The organism is Microbacterium pollutisoli (genome assembly GCF_053586795.1).
Window position 1 is genome coordinate 21,606 of record NZ_JBNYWT010000009.1, and the last position, 20,473, is coordinate 42,078.

The window sequence follows — 20,473 nt, forward strand, 5'->3', positions numbered from 1 at the left end:
GTCGGCGCGCGCGGAGGACCGTCGAGACGGTGCGGGTCGCGGCCGAGGGCATGCCGTGACGATAGCGCCGCCTGCGGGCCGATCGCAAATCGCCGCCTCCCGTGCGGCGGTCATGTCGGGAACGCCTTGATGCGCGCCAGCAGGTCGGGGCCGGTGCGGTCGAGGGTGCGGCCGCCGACCACGGTGCCGGCGATGATGACCACCACACCCCAGACAACGCCGACGGCCAGCGCGGCCAGACCCATCGCCGTCGACGAGCCGGTCACCGAGATCACGCCGAGCACGAGGGGCGGCGCGGCGAGCACCATGCACGCGGCCCACACGACCAGCACGGTCAGGCCGTTGAGGAACGTCTGACCGGGCACCGACTTGAACGGGCTGTCACCGGCCGAGGCGACCGGCACCACCAACAGCGCCGACGACACGGCCGAGACGCCGTAGCCGACCAGCAGCAGTCCGAGCGCCGCGCCGAGCACGGCCGGCAGCTGCGCCCACGCACCGCCGAGGGCGGCCGTGACCACCGCCACCACGACGACGGCCGGCACGCCCACACTCGCCGCCCCCAGCACCCGCCCCCACCGGTCGGCACGCCCGCGCACACCGGTCGACAGCACGGCGGCGAACGCGGTGCCGTCGTAGGAGATGTCGGCGTAGCCGGCAATCGCCAGGATGAAGGCGACGATCACCGCCGATGCCGAGAACAGGAAGCCGTCGACGCCGCCGGTGAACGCGAACAGCGCCGGGAACAGCGGCACGAAGATGAGCTGACGCAGATACCGCGGGTCGCGCAGCCACGCGGTCAGCGACCGGGCCCACGTCGCGCCGACGCCGCCGGTGGGCATGACCGCGAACAGTCCCAGGGCGCCGGGCTTGACGGCACGTGTCTGGACCCGCGGCGGTGCCGTGACCGAGGCGTCGAGCGCCCGGGCCCACACCAGCCACAGCATGGCCAGCGTCGCCGCGGCGATCCCGATTCTGGCGATCGCCGGCAGCCATTGATTCGTGGCCGCGTCGGCCGGGACCGCCCAGGCCGCGCCGAGCGGCGTCCAACCCAGCACGTCGGCGGCCTGGAGGAGCCGTGCGGCACCGCCCGCGCCGTCGCCGATCAGGCTCAGGATGCCGACCACGATGGGCCCGGCCATGATCATCGCGCCCAGCACGACGGTGCCGATGATCTCCCGGCCGCGTCGGCCGGCGCCCAGGCCCCGGGACAGGGTGGCGACCAGGCGGCTGGCGACGACGGCGATCAGCACGCCGATCACCGCCGCCGGCACCGCGATGATCGCCGCGGCCGGCCAGCGTGCCCACACGACCGTCGTCGCCACCGCCGCCAGCGTGGTGGCGATGCCCGGGATGCCGGTGAGACCGGCCCCGGCGAGCGCGAGCATGAGCTGCCGGAGCGAGAACGGGAAGGGGGCCAGCTGCCCGGCATCCACTGTCGTGTCGGTGCCGGCGACCAGCAGCGGCCCGATCACCCAGCCGGCGATGAGCACAGAGCCGGCCAGGACCACCAGCGTGCGCGAGAGCTCCGGGTCGCCGGCGAACCCGAGTGCGACGAGCCCGGCCACGGCCAGGCCCAGCATCCACAGCGCGCCGAGCATGCCCAGGCAGAACCCGACCAGCTGCCACGGTCGGCGCGCCAGGGTGTTGCCGAGGACCCGGTACCGGAGCTTCAGGACTGTCGCAACCACTGCGGCCCCTCCGAGGTGTGGCGGCCGCCGACGAGCGAGACGAACCGGTCGTGCAGAGTCTCGCCGGCGCGCACCTCGTCGACGGTGCCGGCGGCGAGCACCCGGCCGGCGGCGATCACGGCGACGTGGTCGCACATGCGCTGGACGAGGTCCATCGAGTGGCTCGAGACGATGACGCTGCCGCCGGTGGCGGTGTAGCCGCGCAGCACGTCTTCGATGTTCGCGGCCGAGACCGGGTCGACCGACTCGAAGGGCTCGTCGAGCACGAGCAGCCGCGGGGCGTGCACGAGGGCGCAGGCCAGCGCGACCTTCTTGGTCATGCCCGCGGAGTAGTCGGCCACGATCGTGCCGGCCGCCTCGCGCAGGTCCATGAGCTCGAGCAGGTCGGCCACCCGCGGTGCGATGTCGGGGCGCGGGATGCCGAACATCATCGCGGTGTAGGTGATGAGCTGCTCGCCGGTGAGCCGGTCGAACAGGCGCACGCCGTCGGCGAGATTGCCGATGATGCGTTTGGCCTCGACGGGCTGCTGCCACACGTCGAGGCCGTGCACCCGCGCCGTGCCGGCGTCGGGACGCAGCAGGCCCGTCGCCATCGACAGCGTCGTGGTCTTACCCGCGCCGTTGGGACCCACGAGCCCGTAGAACGACCCCGCCGGCACGACGAGGTCGATGCCGGCGACGGCGACCTTGTCGCCGAACCGCTTGGTCAGGCCGGTCAGCTCGAGCGCCGGCGTGGGTCCGGGCGGGACGGGAGTGGGGATCGCGGTCGTGTCGGTCACGGTGCGAGCCTAGTGGCGCCCTCCCCCGCCGCGGCCTCCGGTCCGGCTATTCGCGCAGCGTCGCCCCGAACCGCTCGGCGGCCATCGCGACGCCGGCCAGCTTCGCTTCGGTCGCCTCGGCGGCCGTGAGCGTGCGGTCGGCGGCGCGGAACAGCAGCGCGAAGGTCAGGCTCTTGGATCCGTCGGGCACGCCCGGGCCGCGGTAGTCGTCGACGAGGCGCAGCGACTCCAGCAGCGCACCGGCGCCCTCGGTCAGCGCGTCGCGCACGGCGGCGGCCGGCACCTCGGCGCCGACCACGAGCGAGACGTCCTGCGTCGCGGCCGGGTAGCCGGACAGGGACGCCGCGACGACCCGCTCGCCGGCCAGTTCCAGTACGCGGTCGAGGTCGAGTTCGGCGACCACCACACGGCCCGGCAGGTCGGCGTCGGCCGACACACTCGGGTGCAGCTCGCCCACGTAGCCGACTTCGACGGCGGCACCGGCGGCATCCGTCACCGTCAGCACACCGGCGCGGCCCGGGTGCAGCGCGGCGCGCTGGGTCTGGGCGACGTCGATGGTGACCCCGGCGGCGGAGGCGATCGTGCCCACGGCGTCGAGCGCGTCGGCGACCTCGAACGGCTCGGCGGCCTGTCCGGGCTGCTTCGCGACGCGGTGGCCGGTCAGCAGCACCGCGACGTGGCGCGGCTGCGGCGGGATCGCGGCGTCGAGCGCGGCGAGGGTCGCCGCATCGGGGCGCACCGCGGCGGCAGGCACCGTGGCGGTGCCGTACTCCACGCCCGGCCGGGGCAGGAACACGGTGCCGGTCTCGAACAGCGCGAGGTCGGTCCGGCCGCGCGCCACGTTGCGGTGCGCGACCTGCAGCAGACCCGGCACGAGCGAGCGGCGCAGGAACGGCGCCTGCCCGTCGAGCGGGTTGGCGAGCTTGACCGACGGGAGCTTCTCACCCGACGCCGACCCGTGCAGGTCGTTCTGCTCGGCGGTGGTGAACCCGAACGACGGGGTCTCCACGAACCCGGCGGCCGCCAGGGTGTTGGCGACGCGGCGCCGCCCCTGCTGGGCCGGCGTGAAACCACGGCCTGCGGGCGGCAGCGGCAGCACCGAACCGATGCGGTCGTAGCCGGTGATGCGGGCGACCTCCTCGGCGAGGGTCCACTTGTCGGTGAGGTCCGGGCGCCACGTGGGCGGGGTGACCCACCACTGCCCGTCGCCGGCGGAGACCTCGCAGCCGATCAGTTCGAGGGCGCCGGTGATCTCGGCGTCGGTGTAGTCGACGCCGATGAGGGCCGACACGAAGCCCTGGGGCAGGGCGATGGCAGACTGCTCGACGGTGGCGAACAGTGCGCCGCCCTTCTCGGTGTCGAGGGTGCCCCCGGCGTACTCGACCATCAGGTCGGCCACGCGGCGCGCCGCCACGAACGGGATGAGCGGGTCGACGCCGCGCTCGAACCGCTTGGAGGCCTCACTGGGCAGCTTGTGCCGCCGGGCGGTGCGCGCGATCGAGACCGGGTCGAAGATCGCAGCCTCGATGAGCACATTGCGGGTGGCGTCGGTCATCTCGGTCGTGCCGCCGCCCATGACGCCGGCCAGGCCGATGGGCCCCGAGTCGTCGGTGATCAGCAGATCTTCGGTCGACAGCGCACGGTCCTTGCCGTCCAGAGTCGTGAGCCGCTCCCCCGCGTGGGCGCGCCGCACCGTGATGCCGCCGCGCAGCGTGTCGAGGTCGTACCCGTGGATGGGGTTGCCCAGCTCGAGCATCACGTAGTTGGTGATGTCGATGAGCACGCCCAGCGACCGGATGCCGGCCAGCGTGAGCCGCGCGACCATCCACGCCGGCGTGGGCTTGCCCGGGTCGACGTCGCGCACGATGCGCGCGACGAACTCGGTCGCGCCGACGTGGCCGCGGATGGGTGCGACATCGTCGACGGCGACCGGGAAGCCGCCGGTGGGCTGCTGCAGCTCGCCCCACTCGCGCAGGCCCGGGTCGCGGAACGCCGCGCCGGTCGCGTGGCCGTACTCGCGGGCGACGCCGCGCATCGACAGCGCGTAGCCGCGGTCAGGGGTGACGTTGATCTCCACGGCGACGTCGTCCAGCCCCAGCAGTGCGATCGCGTCGGTGCCGACGGGTGCGTCGATACCCAGCTCGACGAGCCGCAGGATGCCGGAGTGCTCGTCGCCGAGGCCGAGCTCCTTGGCCGAGGCGATCATGCCGTCGGACACGTGGCCGTAGGTCTTGCGGGCCGCGATCGGGAACGGCCCCGGCAGCACGGCGCCGGGCAGGGTCACCACGACCTTGTCGCCCTCGAAGAAGTTGCGGGCGCCGCACACGATGCCGTGCACCGCGTCACCGCCGTCGGCGGCCGGCTGCCCGTCGGGGGCGACGCGCACCCGGCACCAGCGGATCGTCTTGCCGTTGGACTGCGGCTCTTCGACGAACGAGAGCACTTCGCCCACCACGATCGGGCCGGTCAGCCCGAAGGTGTGCACGTCCTCTTCTTCGAAGCCGACCGAGACCAGCGCCGCCAGGACGTCTTCGGGCGTCGCGTCGTCGGCCACGTCGACGTACTCGCGCAGCCATGAGAGGGGGACGCGCATCAGACCACCATTCCGAACTGCTCACTGAAGCGGACATCGCCTTCGGCCATGTCGCGCATGTCCTTCACATCCGAGCGGAACATCAGGGTCCGCTCGATCCCCATGCCGAACGCGAAGCCCGAGTACTCCTCGGGGTCGATGCCGGCGGCCCGCAGCACGTTCGGGTTGACCATGCCGCAGCCGCCCCATTCGATCCAGCGGGCGCCGCCGGTGAAGGTGGGATGCCACAGGTCGAGCTCGGCGGACGGCTCGGTGAACGGGAAGTAGTTGGCACGCAGCCGGGTCTTGGCCTCGTCGCCGAACAGGGCGCGGGCGACGTGATCGAGGGTGCCGCGCAGGTGCGCCATCGTGATGCCCTTGTCGATGACCAGTCCCTCGAACTGGCTGAACACCGGCAGGTGGGTCGCGTCGAACTCGTCGGTGCGGTAGACGCGGCCGGGCGAGATGATGTAGATCGGCAGGTCGCGGGTGAGCATCGTCCGCATCTGCACGGGGCTGGTCTGCGTGCGCAGCAGCAGGTGCTGGGCGACCGGGTCGACGTAGAACGTGTCCTGCATCTGCCGCGCGGGGTGGTCGGCGTCGAGGTTCAGCGCGTCGAAGTTGTACCACTCGTGCTCGAGTTCGGGCCCTTCGGCGATCTCCCACCCCATCCCGACGAAGATGTCGCCGATCTGGTCCTGCAGGAGGGTGAGGGGATGCCGCGCCCCGATGCGGGCGCGCGTGGGCAGCGCCGTGATGTCGATGCGCTCGGACTCGAGCTTGGCGGCGGTCTCGGCCTCGGCGAGCTCCGCCTCGCGGGCGGCGAGCGCCTGGGTCACTCGGCCACGGGCCTGGCCGACGAGCTTGCCGAACTCCGCCTTGCGCTCGTTCGGCACGTGCCGCAGCTGCGCGTTGAGCGCGGCCAGGGGCGACCCCTCGCCGGCGTGGGCGTTGCGGGCGGCCTTCAGGTCGGCGGTCGTGCCGGCGGCGGCGATCGCCGCCAGCGCGGCCGTGACCGCGGCATCCACCGCCGGGGGCGTGATTTCAGGTGCGTCAGACACGAGAACCGAGTCTACCGGCGCGCGGCGACCGGCCCGTCGTGTCGCCGGACTAGGGGGTGCCGCCCGTCGCGTCGTGCTTGCCGGCGCGGGTGCGCAGCGCGATGACCTCGGTCTCGGTGGCCGGGTCCAGGCCCGCCCCCTCCGTCGGCTCGAAGCCGGTGGCCTTCTCACTGCGGCGCAGGCGCTTCTCGACGCGGTACGCGAGGTAGGACAGCGCCAGGCACATCGCGATGTAGATCGAGCCGGCGACGATCGCCGAGGGGATCAGCGGCGACCCGTAGAGCGCGTTGGACCCGAGGGTCTTGGCGTAGTACAGCAGCTCCGGGTAGGTGATGATGAAGCCGAGCGCGGTGTCCTTGAGCGTGACGACCAGCTGGGCGATGATGACCGGCATCATCGCGCGGATCGCCTGCGGCATGAGGATCAGGCGCATGACGCCCGACTTGCGCAGGCCGATCGCGTAGCCGGCCTCCTTCTGTCCGCGCGGCAGCGATTCGACGCCCGCGCGCAGCACCTCGGCCAGCACCGAGCCGTTGTAGGCGATGAGGGCGATGACCACGGCCCAGTACGACGGGAGCCGGATGCCGATGACCGGCAGGCCGTAGTACAGCAGGATCATGAACACGAGCACCGGCACCGCGCGCAGCACCTCGACGAGCCACGCGGCCGGCACCCGCACCCAGGCGTGGTCGCTCAGCCGCGCGATGGCCAGCAGGAAGCCGAGGATGGGGGCGCCGACACCGGCGACGGCGAACGCCGCCAGCGTGCGCAGGGTGGCGTCGCCGAATCCGCGCCAGATCGCCGCGTAGCCGAACACCTCCCACTTCTGGGCGGAGAACTGACCGGCATCGATCAGCCGCCAGAGGACGAAGCCGATCGCGGCGAGCACGACGGCGACCGTGACCACGCCCAGGATGCGGTTGCGGACGACGGCGCGGGGGCCGGGAACGTCATAGAGCACCGAACTCATCGGGCGACCCTCCACTTGTCCTCGAGGAACCGCTGCAGCCAGGCCAGCAGCAGCACCATGATCACGAAGGCGACCATCACCAGCAGGATGGTGATCATCTGGTTCTCACCGTTCTCGCTCATCTCGGCGCGGATGTTGCCGAGGTTGAGCACCGAGAACCCGGACGCGACCGTGGTGTTCTTCAGCAGCGCGATCAGCACGCTCATCATCGGCGGGATCACCGAGCGCGACGCCTGCGGCAGCACCACCAGCGTCATGACCTGCCCGAACGTCAACCCCAGGGCGCGCGCGGCCTCGGCCTGACCCACCGGCACCGTGTTGATGCCGGAGCGGATCGTCTCGGCCACATAGGTGGCGGTGTAGACGCCCAGCGCCCAGATCGCCAGCACGGTGAAGTCGACGCGGAAGTCGACCAGCAGCGGGATGCCGAACGCGAAGAAGAAGAACAGGAGCGTCAGCGGGGTGTTGCGGACCGTGTTGACATAGACCGCGCCCACCGCGCGTGCGATCGGGACGGGCGAGACCCGCATGGCCGCGACCACCAGGCCCAGCACCAGCGCGATCGCCCCACCCGCCAGGAACAGCAGGATCGTGCCCCACAGGGCCTCGCGCCACAGGTCGGGGTAGTCGAAGATCTGGTTCACTGCGCTCCTTCGCAGGTCGTCGGACAGGGGTCACGGACGGTGGCGGCGCCGGGTCGGGCGCCGCCACCGAGCCGCGTCAGCCGACCGGGTCGACCTCGGGCTGGGTCGCGGCCACGCCCGATGCGCCGAGGTTGTTGTCGAAGATGGCCTGCCAGATGTCGCCACCGTCGGTCAGGGTGGTGTTCAGGTGCTCCTGCAGGGCAGTGTCGCCCTTCGGGATGCCGATGCCGTATCGCTCTTCGCTGAAGGGCTCACCGACGACCTTGAGGTTGTCGGGGTCGCCGGCGGCGTAGCCGATGAGGATCGCCTCGTCGGTGGTGACCGCGTCGACCTGACCGGCCTTGAGCTGCTCGACGCACTGCGAGTACGTGTCGAACTCCTCGGTCTCGGCCTCGGGGTGGTCGTCGCGGATCCGCTGGATCGAGGTCGAACCCGTCGCCGAGCAGATGGTCTTGCCGTCGATCGAGTCGACACCCGTGATGTCGCTGTCGGCGGCCACCAGCAGACCCTGCCCCGTGATGAAGTAGGGGCCGGCGAAGGAGATCTGCTCCTTGCGCTTGTCGGTGATCGAGTACGTGCCGACGTACATGTCGATGTCGCCGTTGATGAGCGCCTGCTCGCGGTTGGCCGACGGGATGGTCGTGAACTCGATGTCGTCCTCGTCGAAGCCGAGCGACGCCGCCATCCAGCGGGCGATGTCCACGTCGAAGCCGGTGCGCTCGCCCGTGGTCGGGTCGAGGTAGCCCAGGCCCGGCTGGTCCTCCTTGACACCGATGTTGACGGTGCCGCGCGAGGTCATCGCATCGAACGTGGGGCTGCCTTCCAGCGCGACATCGGTCGCAACCGACCAGGGCGCCTCATTCGTGTCGCCGTCACCGTCGCCGTCGCCGCCCGGGGTGCCGCCGGGCGTTCCGCCGGCGCAGGCGGTGAGGGCGAGTGCGGCGATCGCGATTCCGGCGAATGCGCCGCCGATCCGTGTCTTGCGCATGTGATCCTCCAAGTTCGGGGTCTTCTTCGGTCGCCGAGCCGTTGTACGACGCGGACGTCTAGTGGGTGAGGAGCTTCGAGAGGAAGTCCTTGGCGCGGGAGGTCTTCGGGTTGGTGAAGAACTCCTCGGGGGTCTCCTCTTCGACGATCTGCCCGTCGGCCATGAACACGACCCGATCGGCGGCCTTGCGGGCGAAGCCCATCTCGTGGGTGACGACGATCATCGTCATGCCGTCGTGTGCGAGACCGACCATGACGTCGAGCACCTCGTTGATCATCTCGGGGTCGAGGGCGCTGGTGGGCTCGTCGAACAGCATGACCTTCGGCTGCATCGCCAGGGCCCGCGCGATGGCCACGCGCTGCTGCTGACCACCCGACAGCTGCGCGGGGAGCTTGGCCGCCTGCTGGCCGACTCCGACCCGGTCGAGCAGCTGCTTGGCGAGCGCGTCGGCATCGGCCTTCTTCATGCCCTTGACCTTGATGGGCCCGAGGGTCACGTTCTCGAGGATGGTGAGGTGGGCGAACAGGTTGAACGACTGGAAGACCATGCCCACGTCGGCGCGCAGCGCGGCCAGCGCCTTGCCTTCCTTGGGCAGTTCCTTGCCGTCGATCGAGATCGTGCCGCTGGTGATGGTCTCGAGCCGGTTGATCGTGCGGCACAGGGTCGACTTGCCGGATCCGGACGGGCCGATCACGACCACGACCTCGCCGCGGTTGACGGTGAGGTTGATGTTCTTCAGCGCGTGGAAGTCGCCGTAATGCTTCTGCACGTCGCTGGCCACGACGAGCGGGTCGCCGCGGCGGACGTTGATGTTCGATGTCTTCGGTGCGGCATCGTCCGGTGTCGTCATGCCGGAAACACTACGAGCAGGCACCGACCTGTGTCATCGCCTGCACGGCGCCTTTACCGATCCGTTACCGGGCCGCCGGCGGCGCAGGACGCCCGGGTCGGTGTCAGGAGGCGTCGCCGGCGCGCTGCGCGAAGGCTGTCTCGTACAGGCAGACGCTGGCGGCGGTGGCCAGGTTCAGCGACTCGGCCGAGCCGTAGATCGGCAGCCGCAGCACCAGATCGGCCTGCGCGCGCGCCTCGTCGTCGAGGCCGTGCGCCTCGTTGCCGAACAGCCACGCCGTCGGCTCGGCCAGCAGGCTGCGCGCGGCCAGGAAGTCCGATCCGCCGATGTCGGCGGCGATGACCCTGATGTCGGCGGCGTGCGCCTTCTCGACGACGGTGGGCAGGTCGACGCCCAGCGCCACCGGGAGGTGGAACAGCGACCCGGTGGTGGCGCGCACGACCTTCGGGTTGTACGGGTCGACCGTGCGTCCGGTGAGCACGACGGCGTCGGCGCCGGCGGCGTCGGCCGCGCGGATGATGGTGCCGAGGTTGCCGGGGTCGCGCACCTGCTCGCAGATCACGAGCAGCCGCGGCGACGCCGCGAACACATCGCGCAGGCTCGCCGGCGACTGGCGGGCGACGGCCACGATGCCCTGCGGCGTGACCGTGTCGGCCATCGCGTCGAGCACATCCTCCGAGGTGAACACGACGTCGACGCCCGCATCGGCGGCCGCGTCCCGGATGTCGGGGTGCTTCTCGGCGGCCGTCGGGGTGGCGAACAGTTCGACGAGGGTGTCGGGGCGGAACGCGAGCGCTTCGCGCGCGGCCTGGGGACCCTCCAGCAGGAACAGTCCGGTCTCCTGTCGGGCGCTGCGCTTGCTCAGCTTGGCGACAGCGCGCACTCGCGGCGATCGGGGATTCTCGAGCACGCCCTCAGTCTAGAGGGCCGTGTCCCGGCATCCGTCAGATGACGAAAGGGCGCCCTCCCCGGGGAGGACGCCCTTTCGAAGCCGGATGCCGGAGTGCTTACGCCTTGGGGGCGTTCACGTCGGCGGGCAGCGCCTTCTTCGCGGTCTCGACGAGGCTCGCGAACACGGCGGGCTCGTTGACGGCCAGCTCGGCCAGCATGCGACGGTCGACCTGGACGCCGGCCAGGTTCAGACCCTGGATGAAGCGGTTGTAGGTGACGCCGTTCTGGCGGGCGGCGGCGTTGATGCGCTGGATCCACAGACGACGGAAGTCGCCCTTGCGCTTGCGGCGGTCGCGGTACGCGTAGACGAGCGAGTGGGTGACCTGCTCCTTCGCCTTGCGGTACAGGCGCGAACGCTGTCCGCGGTAACCGGAGGCGCGCTCGAGGATGACGCGACGCTTCTTGTGGGCGTTGACTGCCCGCTTGACTCTAGCCATGGGTATTGATTCCTAACGTGCGTCGGCGCTCAGCGGCCGAGGAGCTTCTTGGCGACCTTCGCGTCGCCCGGGGCCAGGACCTGGTCCTGCGACAGGCGGCGGGTGCGCTTGGTGGGCTTGCCTTCGAAGTTGTGGCGGAGGTTCGCCTGCTGCTTCATGATCTTCCCGCTACCGGTGACCTTGAAGCGCTTCTTGGCACCCGAGTGGGTCTTCTGCTTCGGCATGTCTCTTCCTTCGTTGTGCTTCCCGCCGGGCGGGAGTCTGTGGGGCGCCTACTCCGACGGAGAGGGCGCGGGGGCGGCGTTCTCGGCGTTCTCGGCCGAGCGCGCCTGGCGAGCGGCCTGCTTGCTCGCCGCACGTGCGGCGTTCTGCTCCGTCTTCACCTCGGACTTGTTCTTGTGCGGTCCGATCACCATCACCATGTTGCGGCCGTCGATCGTCGGGTTGGACTCGACGCTGCCGAACTCGGCGACATCCTCGGCGAACCGGCGCAGCAGCCGGACGCCCTGCTCGGGCTTCTGCTGCTCGCGGCCGCGGAACAGGATCATGGCCTTGACCTTGTCGCCCGACTTGAGGAAGCCCTCGGCGCGCTTGCGCTTGGTCTCGTAGTCGTGCGCATCGATCTTCAGGCGGAACCGGACCTCCTTGAGGACGGTGTTGGCCTGATTGCGACGCGCTTCCTTGGCCTTCTGCGCCGCCTCGTACTTGAACTTGCCGTAGTCCATGATCTTGACCACGGGGGGCTTCGAGTTGGGGGCGACCTCGACCAGGTCGAGTTCGGCCTCCTGGGCGAGACGCAGCGCGGCTTCGATGCGGACGACGCCGACCTGCTCTCCGTTGGGACCCACGAGGCGGACCTCGGGGACGCGGATGCGCTCATTGGTGCGGGGATCGCTGATGCGGAACTCCTCTTCGTGCGGGACGGCCACCGGGATACAGGGTTGTACCTCGGGCGGAAGAGAGCCACGTCCACCCCGCGCGATGCGCGCGCATCGGCATTAAGTGTTCTGCACCCTGGCTACCCCCGGCGCGGACGTCGGGGGCGGAGTGCGTGACCCGGTAGCCTGGAGCGGCAAGCGCGGGTGGGATGTGATCCTCTTTCGATCCGGAGCAGAACACTCCGGTGCCCGCAAAGTCTATCAGAGAGCAGCACGTGGACACGATTCCCTCCTCCCCCGGTCCCCACGACGAACGCCAGGCCCGCTGGGACGCGCAGGCACAGGCCGCCGAGGCGGCGACCCGCGACATCGCGGACGTGCCCGCGGTGGAGGTCATCACCACGACCGCCGTGCACCTGATGAGCGCCGCCGCCGTCAAGCTCGGCCTGGCCGACGACCCCGACGCCCAGCTCGACCTGGACGAGGCCCGCAAGCTCATCAACGCCCTCGCCGGCCTCATCACCGCCGGTGCCCCCGAGATCAGCAGCGCGCACGCGGCGCCGCTGCGCGACGGCCTGCGCTCGCTGCAGCTGGCCTTCCGTGAGGCCTCGACCATCCCCGACGCGATCGGTCAGGGGCCGGGCGAGAAGTGGACGGGGCCGGTCACCTGACGCGCCGCGCTACGCGGGGCTGCGCAGCAGCTTGACGGTGAGGGAGTCGACGAGCACCGCGATGCGGTCGTCGGCGGCCCACCGGGACGCCAGGCGCTGCAGCACGGCATCCAGCTCGCCCTGATCGAGTCCGTCGATCAGGTGCAGCCGCACGATCAGCTCGGGGCCGCGCAGCCGCGCATCCGGGTCGCCCGGCGCGACGGACAGATCGAGCACCGCGAGTTCGCCGCCGATGCTCTCCTGCAGTCCGGCGACCACTTCGGGCGACCGGTCGGCCGGCTCCCAGGGCTGCCCCTGGCCGATCGCCCACACGGCCGGGCGCCGCAGCACGAACTCGGTCGGCGCGCCGGGGTCGATGACGATCAGATCGGTGTCGTCGGCGGCCGCCGACAGCGCGGTGCGGACGCCGTCGGCGGGAACCGGGCGGGCCTGGGCGTCCCACGCCGACATGGTCTGGACCGACGTGAACACCGGCAGCACGCGCCGTCCGTCGGGGGCGGCGACGGTGACGATGGCCAGCTCCTGGGTCTTGTCCACCGGCAGTCCGGTGGGCCCGACCCCCTCGTCGCCCTTCTCGGCCACGAGCGGAATCAGCAGGCGCGCGGCACGGTACGCGTCGACGACCGCGGCCGCCTCGCCGCGACCTTCGCGGAAGGCGACCAGCGCGGCCAGCAGTGCGGGGTCGGCTGAGCCGTCGTCACCGGCGTGCGGGTTCGCCTCGAAGTTGCGCCCCGCCCACGGCTGGCCGGCGGAATCGCCGGGCAGCTCGCACGAGTGATCAGGCGCCGGCGACATCCAGAGCCTCGACGAGGGTGAACGCCCCCGCGTACAGGGCCTTGCCGACGATCGCGCCCTCGACGCCGAGCGGGACGAGCTCGCGCAGAGCGATGATGTCGTCGAGGCTGGAGACGCCGCCGGAGGCGATGATGGGCTTGTCGGTGCGGGCGGCCATCTCGCGCAGCAGGTCGAGGTTGGGACCGCGCAGTGTGCCGTCCTTGGTGACGTCGGTGACGACGTAGCGGCGGCAGCCCGCGTGCTCGAGGCGTTCGAGCACCTCCCACAGGTCACCGCCCTCCTGGGTCCAGCCGCGGGCGGCGAGGGTCGTGCCGCGCACGTCGAGCCCGACGGCGATCGCGTCGCCGTAGCGGCCGATGACGTCCGCCGCCCATTCCGGGTTCTCCAGCGCCGCCGTGCCGAGGTTGACCCGCGTCGCGCCGCTTTCGAGGGCGGCGTCCAGCGATGCGTCGTCGCGGATGCCGCCGGACAGCTCGATCTGCACCCCCTTGAGGTGCTTGATGGTGCGGCGCAGGATCGCGGTGTTGTTGCCGCGGCCGAACGCGGCGTCGAGGTCGACGAGGTGGATCCACTGCGCGCCCTGCTCGGCCCAGTTCAGCGCGGCGTCGACAGGGTCGCCGTAGCTGGTCTCGGTGCCGGCTTCGCCCTGCGTGAGGCGCACGGCCTTGCCGTCGGCGACATCGACGGCGGGCAGGAGGATCAGTTCAGGAGTCGTCGCGAAATCGTTCATGGTTCCCCAGGGAGAGTGGATCCGTGCGCCGATTGCGCACAAGGGGCAAGCCTACTCGGACTGCGGCAGAGACTCGATCCAGTTGGCGAGGAGGCGGATTCCGGCCGCGCCGGACTTCTCCGGGTGGAACTGCGTGGCCGACAAGGGACCGTTCTCGACGGCGGCCAGGAACGGCGTGCCGTAGTCGCACCAGGTGACCGCCGGCGGCGCGAACGGGCGCATCACATCGAGGCTCCAGTGCTGGGCGCCGTAGGAGTGCACGAAGTAGAAGCGTTCGTGCTCGATGCCGCGGAACAGCACCGAGCCCTCGCCGGCGCGCACCGTGTTCCAGCCCATGTGCGGCAGCACCGGCGCGTCCAGTTCCGTGACCGCTCCGGGCCACTCCCCCATGCCTTCGGTGTCGACGCCGCGTTCGACGCCGTGCTCGAAGAGGATCTGCATGCCCACGCAGATGCCCAGCACCGGGCGCCCGCCGGCCAGGCGTCGGCCGATCATCTCGTCGCCGCGGCCGGCGTGCAGCGCTGACATCACGGCGCTGAAGGCGCCCACGCCGGGCACGACGAGGCCCGCGGCATCCTGGATGAGACCGCGGTCGGCGGTCAGACGCGCGTCGGCGCCGGCGGCGATCAGCGCCTTGACGGCGGAGTGGACATTGCCCGACCCGTAGTCGAGCACCGCGACGATCGGCGCGGATCCGGTCACAGGGCGCCCTTGGTGCTCGGAATGCCGTGCACCAGCGGATCGAGGGCCTTGGCCTGGCGGAAGGCGCGGGCGAAGGCCTTGAACTCGGCTTCGGCGATGTGGTGCGGGTCCCGGCCGCCGAGCACGGTGACGTGCACCGTCAGCGCGGCGTTGTAGGAGATCGCCTCGAACACGTGCCGCACGAGTGACCCGGTGAAGTGCCCGCCGATGAGGTGGTGCTCGAACCCGGTCGGTTCGCCGCTGTGCACGAGGTAGGGGCGGCCGCTGATGTCGACGACCGCCTGTGCGAGCGCCTCGTCGAGCGGGACGAGCGCGTCGCCGTACCGCGAGATGCCCGCCTTGTCGCCCAGCGCCTCACGGATGGCCTGGCCCAGGACGATCGCGATGTCCTCGACCGTGTGGTGCGCGTCGATGTCGGTGTCGCCGGAGGCACGGACGGTCAGGTCGGTCAGCGAGTGCTTCGCGAAGGCCGTGAGCATGTGGTCGAAGAACGGCACCGTGGTGTCGATGCGGCTCGTGCCCGTGCCGTCGAGGTCGAGTTCGAGCTCGACGGTGGACTCGCTGGTCGCGCGGCGGATGCTGGCCGTACGGGCCCCGGTGCTGCTCATGCCCCGAGTCTACCGAGGCGCGAGGCCACCGACGCCGCGCTCAGAGCGACGCGAGCGCGTCGAGGAAGGCCGTGGTCTCCGCCTCGGTGCCGGCGCTCACCCGGAGGCTGTGCGCGATGCCCACGTCGCGGATCAGCACGCCGCGGTCGTACAGCGCCTGCCAGGTCGCGGCCGGGTCGTCGACGCCGGAGAACAGGACGAAGTTCGTCCAGCTCTCGTGCGGCGTGTAGCCCAGGGCCTCCACCGTCGCCGAGATGCGGTCGCGCTGGCCGACGATTTCGTCCACCATCTGCAGCATCGTCGGCGCGTGCCGCAGCGCCGCGGTGGCCGCCGCCTGGGTGAGCGCGCCGAGGTGGTACGGCAGCCGCACGAGGCGCAGCGCGTCGATCACCGCGGGGTCTGCGGCGAGGTAGCCGATCCGGGCCCCGGCGAAGGCGAACGCCTTGCTCATCGTGCGCGACACGACCAGGCGCTCGCGGCCGGGCAGGAGCGTGAGGGCCGATCGCTCCTCGCGGGGTGCGAACTCCCAGTACGCCTCGTCGACGATCACGATGCCGGGGGCGGCCTCGTAGACGGCCTCGATGACATCCAGCGGCATCGGCGTGCCGGTCGGGTTGTTCGGCGCGCACAGGAAGACCACGTCCGGCCGGGCGTCGGCGACCTGCGCGGCGGCGTCGTCGGCGGACACGGTGTAGTCCACCCCCCGGGTGCCGGCGATGAACTCGGCGCCGGTGGCGCGGGTCAGCAGCGGGTACATCGAGTAGGTGGGCGCGAACCCGAAGGCGGTGCGGCCGGGCCCGGCGAAGGCCTGGAGCAGGTGCTGCAGCACTTCGTTCGACCCGTTGGCCGCCCAGATCTGCTCGCGGGTCAGGCTGTGGCCGAGGTAGTCGGCGAAGCCTTCGCGCAGGGCGGTGAACTCACGGTCGGGGTAGCGGTTGATGTCGCCGAGTGCCTGACCGATGCCGTCGAGGATGTCGTCGGCCACTTCGGGCGGAACCGGGTGGGTGTTCTCGTTGACGTTCAGTGCGATGGGCAGGGGCACCTGCGGGGCGCCGTAGGGCTTGAGCCCCCGCAGGTCGTCGCGTATCGGAAGGTCTTCCAGACGGGCAGTCACCCCTCCATGCTAGGCCCGCCGGGCTCAGCCGCCGGTGCTGTACCGGGCCGGGATGGCGATGCTCTGCCCGGCGTCGAGGCCGGCACCGGCCAGTGCATTGAGCCGCATGATCTCGTCGACGACATCGCGCGGGTCGGCCGTCGGGGCGACGCGCTCGGCGATCGACCACAGCGACTCGCCGGGCATGACGGTCACCGTCGCGAAGCTGCCGGCGGGCGCCCCGGCCTCGGAGGAGGCGATCGCGCCGCCGCCGGACACGACGGCGATCGTCAGTGCGACCACCGCCGGCAGGGAGGCGAGCGTCGCCAGCACACGCCGGCCGCGGACGGTGAGACGCAGACGCGTCGGACGCGGGGCGGGGATGCGGGCGGCGACGTCGATGGTGGTCATCATTCCTCCTCGTGCGGCGGTGTCAGAGATTCGCATCCGGCACCTCGGCCGGGAGGGCCGGATGCGAATCTCTCTTCCGAATGTATCTTCGAGCTGATAGCGTGTCAAGAGGTAACCGGATCGGAGATCGAATCGCACGCGACACGCGAATGCCTGCCGCACGAGCCGCCCGTCACCGGATACCGTTTCGATGAGAAGAGCCCATCACCCACCTCCGACATTCGAACTCGGAGCCGGGCCCGAGAAGGAGCCGGACATGACCGACAAGCCGCAGACCCGCCGGCGCAAGAGCCTGAGCGACAAGCAGATGGCCATCCTCGAGGTGATCCAGCGCTCGATCGCCCGGCACGGGTATCCGCCGAGCATGCGCGAGATCGGCGACGCCGTCGGGCTCAAGTCGCTCTCGAGCGTGACCCACCAGCTCAACCAGCTCGAGCTCAGCGGCTACCTGCGACGCGACCCTGGCAAGACCCGCGCGATGGAGGTGCTCATCGATCTGCCCGGCAGCAGCACGGACAACCCCGACGAAGGCCCGTCGGTCGGCGACGCCGCCCTGGTGCCCCTGGTCGGGCGGATCGCCGCGGGCGTGCCGATCACGGCCGAGCAGCAGGTGGAGGAGATCTTCCCGCTGCCGCGTCAGCTGGTGGGCAAGGGCGAGCTGTTCATGCTCAAGGTGAGCGGCGACTCGATGATCGACGCCGCGATCTGCGACGGCGACTGGGTGGTCGTGCGCGCGCAGTCGACCGCCGACAACGGCGAGATCGTCGCCGCGATGCTCGACGGCGAGGCCACGGTCAAGACGTTCCGGCAGCGCGACGGCCACACGTGGCTGCTCCCCCGCAACACGGCGTTCGAGCCGATCCTGGGCGACGACGCCACGGTGCTCGGCAAGGTCGTGGCGGTGCTGCGGGCCGTCTGACACCGGCCGGCCGCAGACCCGGCATCCGGGGCCGCCGTCAGTGCGAGAGGATGTCGTCGGTGGCCCGCAGCCGGGCGAAGCCGCCGCCGTGCAGATTCGCCGCGGTCACCGCCATCAGCTCTGCGGCCCCGATCACCCGGCCGTCCGGGCCGGCGAGGTCGAAGGTGCGCGTCGCATCGAGCGCCACCACGACATCGAACCCGAGGTTGCCGCCCATGCGGGCGGTGGTCTCCACGCACATGTTGGTCTGGATGCCGCACAGCACGAGCTCGGTGATGTCCCGCCCGCGCAGCCAGGCCTCGAGGTCGGGCGTGCCGTAGAAGGCCGAGTTGACCGTCTTGACCACCCGCAGGCCGGCCGGTGCCGCATCCACCGCGGCGACGAGGGCATTGCCGGGGTGGCCCGGCCGCAGCGGTGAGTCCGCATGCACGCTGTCGTGGCGGACCACCACGATCGGCCGGTCCCGGGCGGTCCACCCCGCGATGAGCCGCGCCACGTTGTCTTCGCAGCCGGGGTGGTTGGCGGTCGGGCCCCAGAAGGGGTCGGTGAATCCCTCCTGCATGTCGATGACGATGAGCGCGGGCGGTGGGGTGTCCATGCCTCAAGTCGACCGCATGGCCGCCCCCGCGACCAGAACCACGAGCGCCACCCCGCGCACGAATGGTGCCATCGATCACCCCCGCCCGATCGCGGCTAGCGTGGGGCCATGAGCGAAACCCTCCCCTGCGGTTCCTGGCCTTCGCCGCTGACCGCCACGTGGGCCTCGGCGGCCTCACCGCGCTTCGACGGCGCCGCGTTCGTCGGCGACGAGATCTGGTGGGGCGAATCGGTGCCGAGCGAAGGCGGCCGCACGACGGTGCGCCGCCGCCGCGCCGACGGCACCGTCGACGAGCTGCTCGCCGCCCCCGCCGACGCGCGCTCGCGGGTGCACGAGTACGGCGGCGGTTCATGGACGGCGACGCCCCAGGGCCGCCTGTTCTTCGTGGAGAAGACCGACCAGCGCGTGTGGACCACGACCGGCGGCGGGCAACCGCACCCGCTGACCCCGGTCGACGGCGACACCCGGTACGGCGGCCTGCGGTGGCACGCGGGCACCCTGCTCGCGGTGCGGGAGCGACACGGCCGGCAGCCGGTACCCGCCCGCGACATCGTCGCGATCGCCGAGGACGGCACCGTGACCACCCTGGCGGAGGGCACGGATTTCGTCGCGCAGCCGGCCCTGTCCCCCGACGGCACCCGCCTGGCCTGGGTCGGGTGGAACCACCCCGACATGCCGTGGGACCGCACGACGCTGCAGGTGGGGCGCACCACGGGCGGCCGGGTGACCGACGTCGTGACGGTCGCCGGCGGCACGAGCGCCGCCCTGCAGCCGGAGTGGACCGCCGACGGCGCCCTGGTCTACGTCGACGATCCGACCGACCGGTGGAACCTGTGGCGTGCCGATCCGGCCGCCGACCGGTCGGCCGACCGCGCCCCGATCGCGCCGGCGGACGCCGACACCGGCGGCGGGCTGTGGGTGCTCGGTGCGCGCTGGTTCGCGCCGCTGGCCGACGGCGGCTTCATCGCCGTCCGCACGAACGGGTCCGACTCCGTCGTGCACATCGCCCCCGACGGAAAGGTGGCCACGCTGGCGGTTCCCTGCCGGGCCCGCGTCGTGGTCGAGGACGTGTCGGGCACCCGGGTGCTCCTCTCCGGGGCGGCGCCGGGCGGCACCGGCGTGTGGATGGTCGAGCCGGGGCGCGAGCCCCTGCTGGTCGCCGGCGGCCCGTCCGCCGACGCGCACTGGTATCCCGAAGGACGGCCGGTGACGTTCCCCGGCATCCACGGCCCGGTGCACGCGTTCGACTACCCCCCGATGAACCCGGATGCGACCGGCCGGGCCGACGAGAAGCCCCCGTACGTCGTGCTGGTCCACGGTGGCCCGACGGCGCACGTGGGGGGCGTCGCCGACAGCCGGACGGCGTACCTCACCAGCCGCGGCATCGGCGTGCTCGAGGTCAACTACGGCGGATCGACCGGGTACGGCCGCGCGTACCGGGAGCGCCTGAACGGCCAGTGGGGCGTGGTCGATGTGGACGACGTCGCGTCGGCGGCGGCGGGCCTGGCCTCCGAGGGACGGGCGGATGCCGGGCGGCTCGCGATCGCGGGTGGCTCGGCCGGCGGATGGACGGTGCTGGCCGCACTGGTGGGCACCGACGTGTTCAGCGCCGGCATCTCCCGCTACGGCATCGGGGATGCCCGCACCCTCGCCGCGGACACGCACGACTTCGAGGCGCGTTACCTCGACGGCCTCATCGGCCCGCTGCCGGAGGCGGAGCAGACGTACGTGGAGCGGTCGCCGCTGAGCCGCCCGGACCGGTTCCGCGTGCCGCTCCTGCTGCTGCAGGGTGCGGAGGACGAGGTCGTGCCGCCGTCGCAGTCCGAGGCGATCCGCGATGCGCTGGCGGCGCAGGGGGTGCCCCACGCGTACGTGCTGTACCCGGGTGAGGGCCACGGATTCCGGCGGGCCGAGACGATCGTGCACGCACTGGAGACGGAACTGGCCTTCCTCGGCCAGGTGTTCGGCTTCGAGACGCCGGGGGTGGCGCCGGTCGCGCTCGACTGATATGTAACTCGTTTTGTCAAGCGGGCAGGGTGAAGCGCCCGTCGGGCTGGTCTGTCCGGCGGGCGCTTCGTCGTTCGCCGTGACCGGGCAGAGATGCGGCGTGTCTGGTGACGCGTGG

22 protein-coding genes are annotated in these 20,473 nt (G+C 71.6%); 3 read left to right on the forward strand and 19 right to left on the reverse strand.

Annotation, left to right across the window (positions count from 1 at the left end; translation table 11 throughout):
* Positions 1-110 precede the first annotated feature (110 nt).
* The 12 genes from ACQ143_RS14565 to infC form a co-directional block, all read right to left on the reverse strand.
* Positions 111-1,691, reverse strand: a complete 1,581-nt coding sequence (locus ACQ143_RS14565; protein WP_449571426.1) for a hypothetical protein — start codon at positions 1,689-1,691, stop codon at positions 111-113.
* Entirely contained in the window at positions 1,673-2,470 is a 798-nt protein-coding gene (locus ACQ143_RS14570) for an ABC transporter ATP-binding protein (RefSeq protein WP_449571427.1), read from the reverse strand. Before ACQ143_RS14570 ends, ACQ143_RS14565 begins: the two co-directional genes overlap by 19 nt.
* A 46-nt stretch (positions 2,471-2,516) precedes the next feature.
* A complete protein-coding gene (gene pheT / locus ACQ143_RS14575; protein WP_449571428.1) occupies positions 2,517-5,063 on the reverse strand; it encodes a phenylalanine--tRNA ligase subunit beta in 2,547 nt (848 codons plus the stop codon).
* Positions 5,063-6,103, reverse strand: coding sequence for a phenylalanine--tRNA ligase subunit alpha (gene pheS / locus ACQ143_RS14580; RefSeq protein WP_449571429.1), 1,041 nt, complete (start codon positions 6,101-6,103; stop codon positions 5,063-5,065). Before pheS ends, pheT begins: the two co-directional genes overlap by 1 nt.
* A gap of 49 nt (positions 6,104-6,152) precedes the next feature.
* Positions 6,153-7,073: an amino acid ABC transporter permease gene (locus tag ACQ143_RS14585; RefSeq protein WP_449571430.1), complete on the reverse strand. Its 921-nt coding sequence runs from the start codon at positions 7,071-7,073 to the stop codon at positions 6,153-6,155.
* The gene (locus tag ACQ143_RS14590; RefSeq protein WP_449571431.1) at positions 7,070-7,717 is read right to left on the reverse strand and encodes an amino acid ABC transporter permease; all 648 of its coding nucleotides are present in this window, start codon (positions 7,715-7,717) and stop codon (positions 7,070-7,072) included. Before ACQ143_RS14590 ends, ACQ143_RS14585 begins: the two co-directional genes overlap by 4 nt.
* Before the next feature lie 76 nt (positions 7,718-7,793).
* A complete protein-coding gene (locus ACQ143_RS14595) occupies positions 7,794-8,705 on the reverse strand; it encodes a glutamate ABC transporter substrate-binding protein (protein WP_449571432.1) in 912 nt (303 codons plus the stop codon).
* A 58-nt stretch (positions 8,706-8,763) separates the two neighbouring features.
* Positions 8,764-9,555, reverse strand: coding sequence for an amino acid ABC transporter ATP-binding protein (locus ACQ143_RS14600; protein ID WP_449571433.1), 792 nt, complete (start codon positions 9,553-9,555; stop codon positions 8,764-8,766).
* Positions 9,556-9,658: 103 nt separating this feature from the next.
* A complete protein-coding gene (locus ACQ143_RS14605; protein ID WP_449571434.1) occupies positions 9,659-10,465 on the reverse strand; it encodes a TrmH family RNA methyltransferase in 807 nt (268 codons plus the stop codon).
* A gap of 97 nt (positions 10,466-10,562) precedes the next feature.
* Entirely contained in the window at positions 10,563-10,943 is a 381-nt protein-coding gene (gene rplT / locus ACQ143_RS14610) for a 50S ribosomal protein L20 (RefSeq protein WP_449571435.1), read from the reverse strand.
* 29 nt (positions 10,944-10,972) lie between these two features.
* A complete protein-coding gene (gene rpmI, locus ACQ143_RS14615) occupies positions 10,973-11,167 on the reverse strand; it encodes a 50S ribosomal protein L35 (RefSeq protein WP_172990219.1) in 195 nt (64 codons plus the stop codon).
* 48 nt (positions 11,168-11,215) lie between these two features.
* Positions 11,216-11,872, reverse strand: coding sequence for a translation initiation factor IF-3 (gene infC / locus ACQ143_RS14620; RefSeq protein ID WP_449571436.1), 657 nt, complete (start codon positions 11,870-11,872; stop codon positions 11,216-11,218).
* Between the two features lie 224 nt (positions 11,873-12,096).
* Here infC and ACQ143_RS14625 point away from each other — a divergent pair, with 224 nt between their 5' ends.
* On the forward strand, positions 12,097-12,492 hold the full coding sequence (locus ACQ143_RS14625) for a DUF1844 domain-containing protein (RefSeq protein WP_449571437.1): 396 nt from the start codon (positions 12,097-12,099) through the stop codon (positions 12,490-12,492).
* A 9-nt stretch (positions 12,493-12,501) separates the two neighbouring features.
* Here the strand turns inward: ACQ143_RS14625 and ACQ143_RS14630 are convergent, their stop codons facing one another.
* From ACQ143_RS14630 to ACQ143_RS14655, 6 genes are read right to left on the reverse strand one after another with little or no spacing between them, the layout of a single operon-like run.
* Positions 12,502-13,287: an SseB family protein gene (locus ACQ143_RS14630; protein WP_449571438.1), complete on the reverse strand. Its 786-nt coding sequence runs from the start codon at positions 13,285-13,287 to the stop codon at positions 12,502-12,504.
* On the reverse strand, positions 13,271-14,017 hold the full coding sequence (priA, locus tag ACQ143_RS14635; RefSeq protein ID WP_449571439.1) for a bifunctional 1-(5-phosphoribosyl)-5-((5-phosphoribosylamino)methylideneamino)imidazole-4-carboxamide isomerase/phosphoribosylanthranilate isomerase PriA: 747 nt from the start codon (positions 14,015-14,017) through the stop codon (positions 13,271-13,273). Before priA ends, ACQ143_RS14630 begins: the two co-directional genes overlap by 17 nt.
* A gap of 51 nt (positions 14,018-14,068) precedes the next feature.
* Positions 14,069-14,719: an imidazole glycerol phosphate synthase subunit HisH gene (gene hisH / locus ACQ143_RS14640; RefSeq protein WP_449571440.1), complete on the reverse strand. Its 651-nt coding sequence runs from the start codon at positions 14,717-14,719 to the stop codon at positions 14,069-14,071.
* The gene (gene hisB / locus ACQ143_RS14645; protein ID WP_449571441.1) at positions 14,716-15,327 is read right to left on the reverse strand and encodes an imidazoleglycerol-phosphate dehydratase HisB; all 612 of its coding nucleotides are present in this window, start codon (positions 15,325-15,327) and stop codon (positions 14,716-14,718) included. The genes hisH and hisB overlap by 4 nt, the downstream gene beginning before the upstream one ends.
* A 40-nt stretch (positions 15,328-15,367) precedes the next feature.
* Positions 15,368-16,441, reverse strand: coding sequence for a histidinol-phosphate transaminase (locus ACQ143_RS14650; protein WP_449571442.1), 1,074 nt, complete (start codon positions 16,439-16,441; stop codon positions 15,368-15,370).
* A 24-nt stretch (positions 16,442-16,465) separates the two neighbouring features.
* Positions 16,466-16,831, reverse strand: a complete 366-nt coding sequence (locus ACQ143_RS14655) for a LysM peptidoglycan-binding domain-containing protein (protein WP_449571443.1) — start codon at positions 16,829-16,831, stop codon at positions 16,466-16,468.
* A gap of 256 nt (positions 16,832-17,087) precedes the next feature.
* Here ACQ143_RS14655 and lexA point away from each other — a divergent pair, with 256 nt between their 5' ends.
* The gene (gene lexA, locus ACQ143_RS14660; protein ID WP_449571444.1) at positions 17,088-17,750 is read left to right on the forward strand and encodes a transcriptional repressor LexA; all 663 of its coding nucleotides are present in this window, start codon (positions 17,088-17,090) and stop codon (positions 17,748-17,750) included.
* A 37-nt stretch (positions 17,751-17,787) separates the two neighbouring features.
* Here the strand turns inward: lexA and ACQ143_RS14665 are convergent, their stop codons facing one another.
* Positions 17,788-18,348, reverse strand: a complete 561-nt coding sequence (locus ACQ143_RS14665; RefSeq protein ID WP_449571445.1) for a cysteine hydrolase family protein — start codon at positions 18,346-18,348, stop codon at positions 17,788-17,790.
* 108 nt (positions 18,349-18,456) lie between these two features.
* On the opposite strand from ACQ143_RS14665, the gene ACQ143_RS14670 reads away from it, so the two are divergent.
* Positions 18,457-20,355, forward strand: a complete 1,899-nt coding sequence (locus tag ACQ143_RS14670) for a dipeptidyl-peptidase 5 (RefSeq protein WP_449571446.1) — start codon at positions 18,457-18,459, stop codon at positions 20,353-20,355.
* The last annotated feature ends 118 nt before the right edge of the window (positions 20,356-20,473 follow it).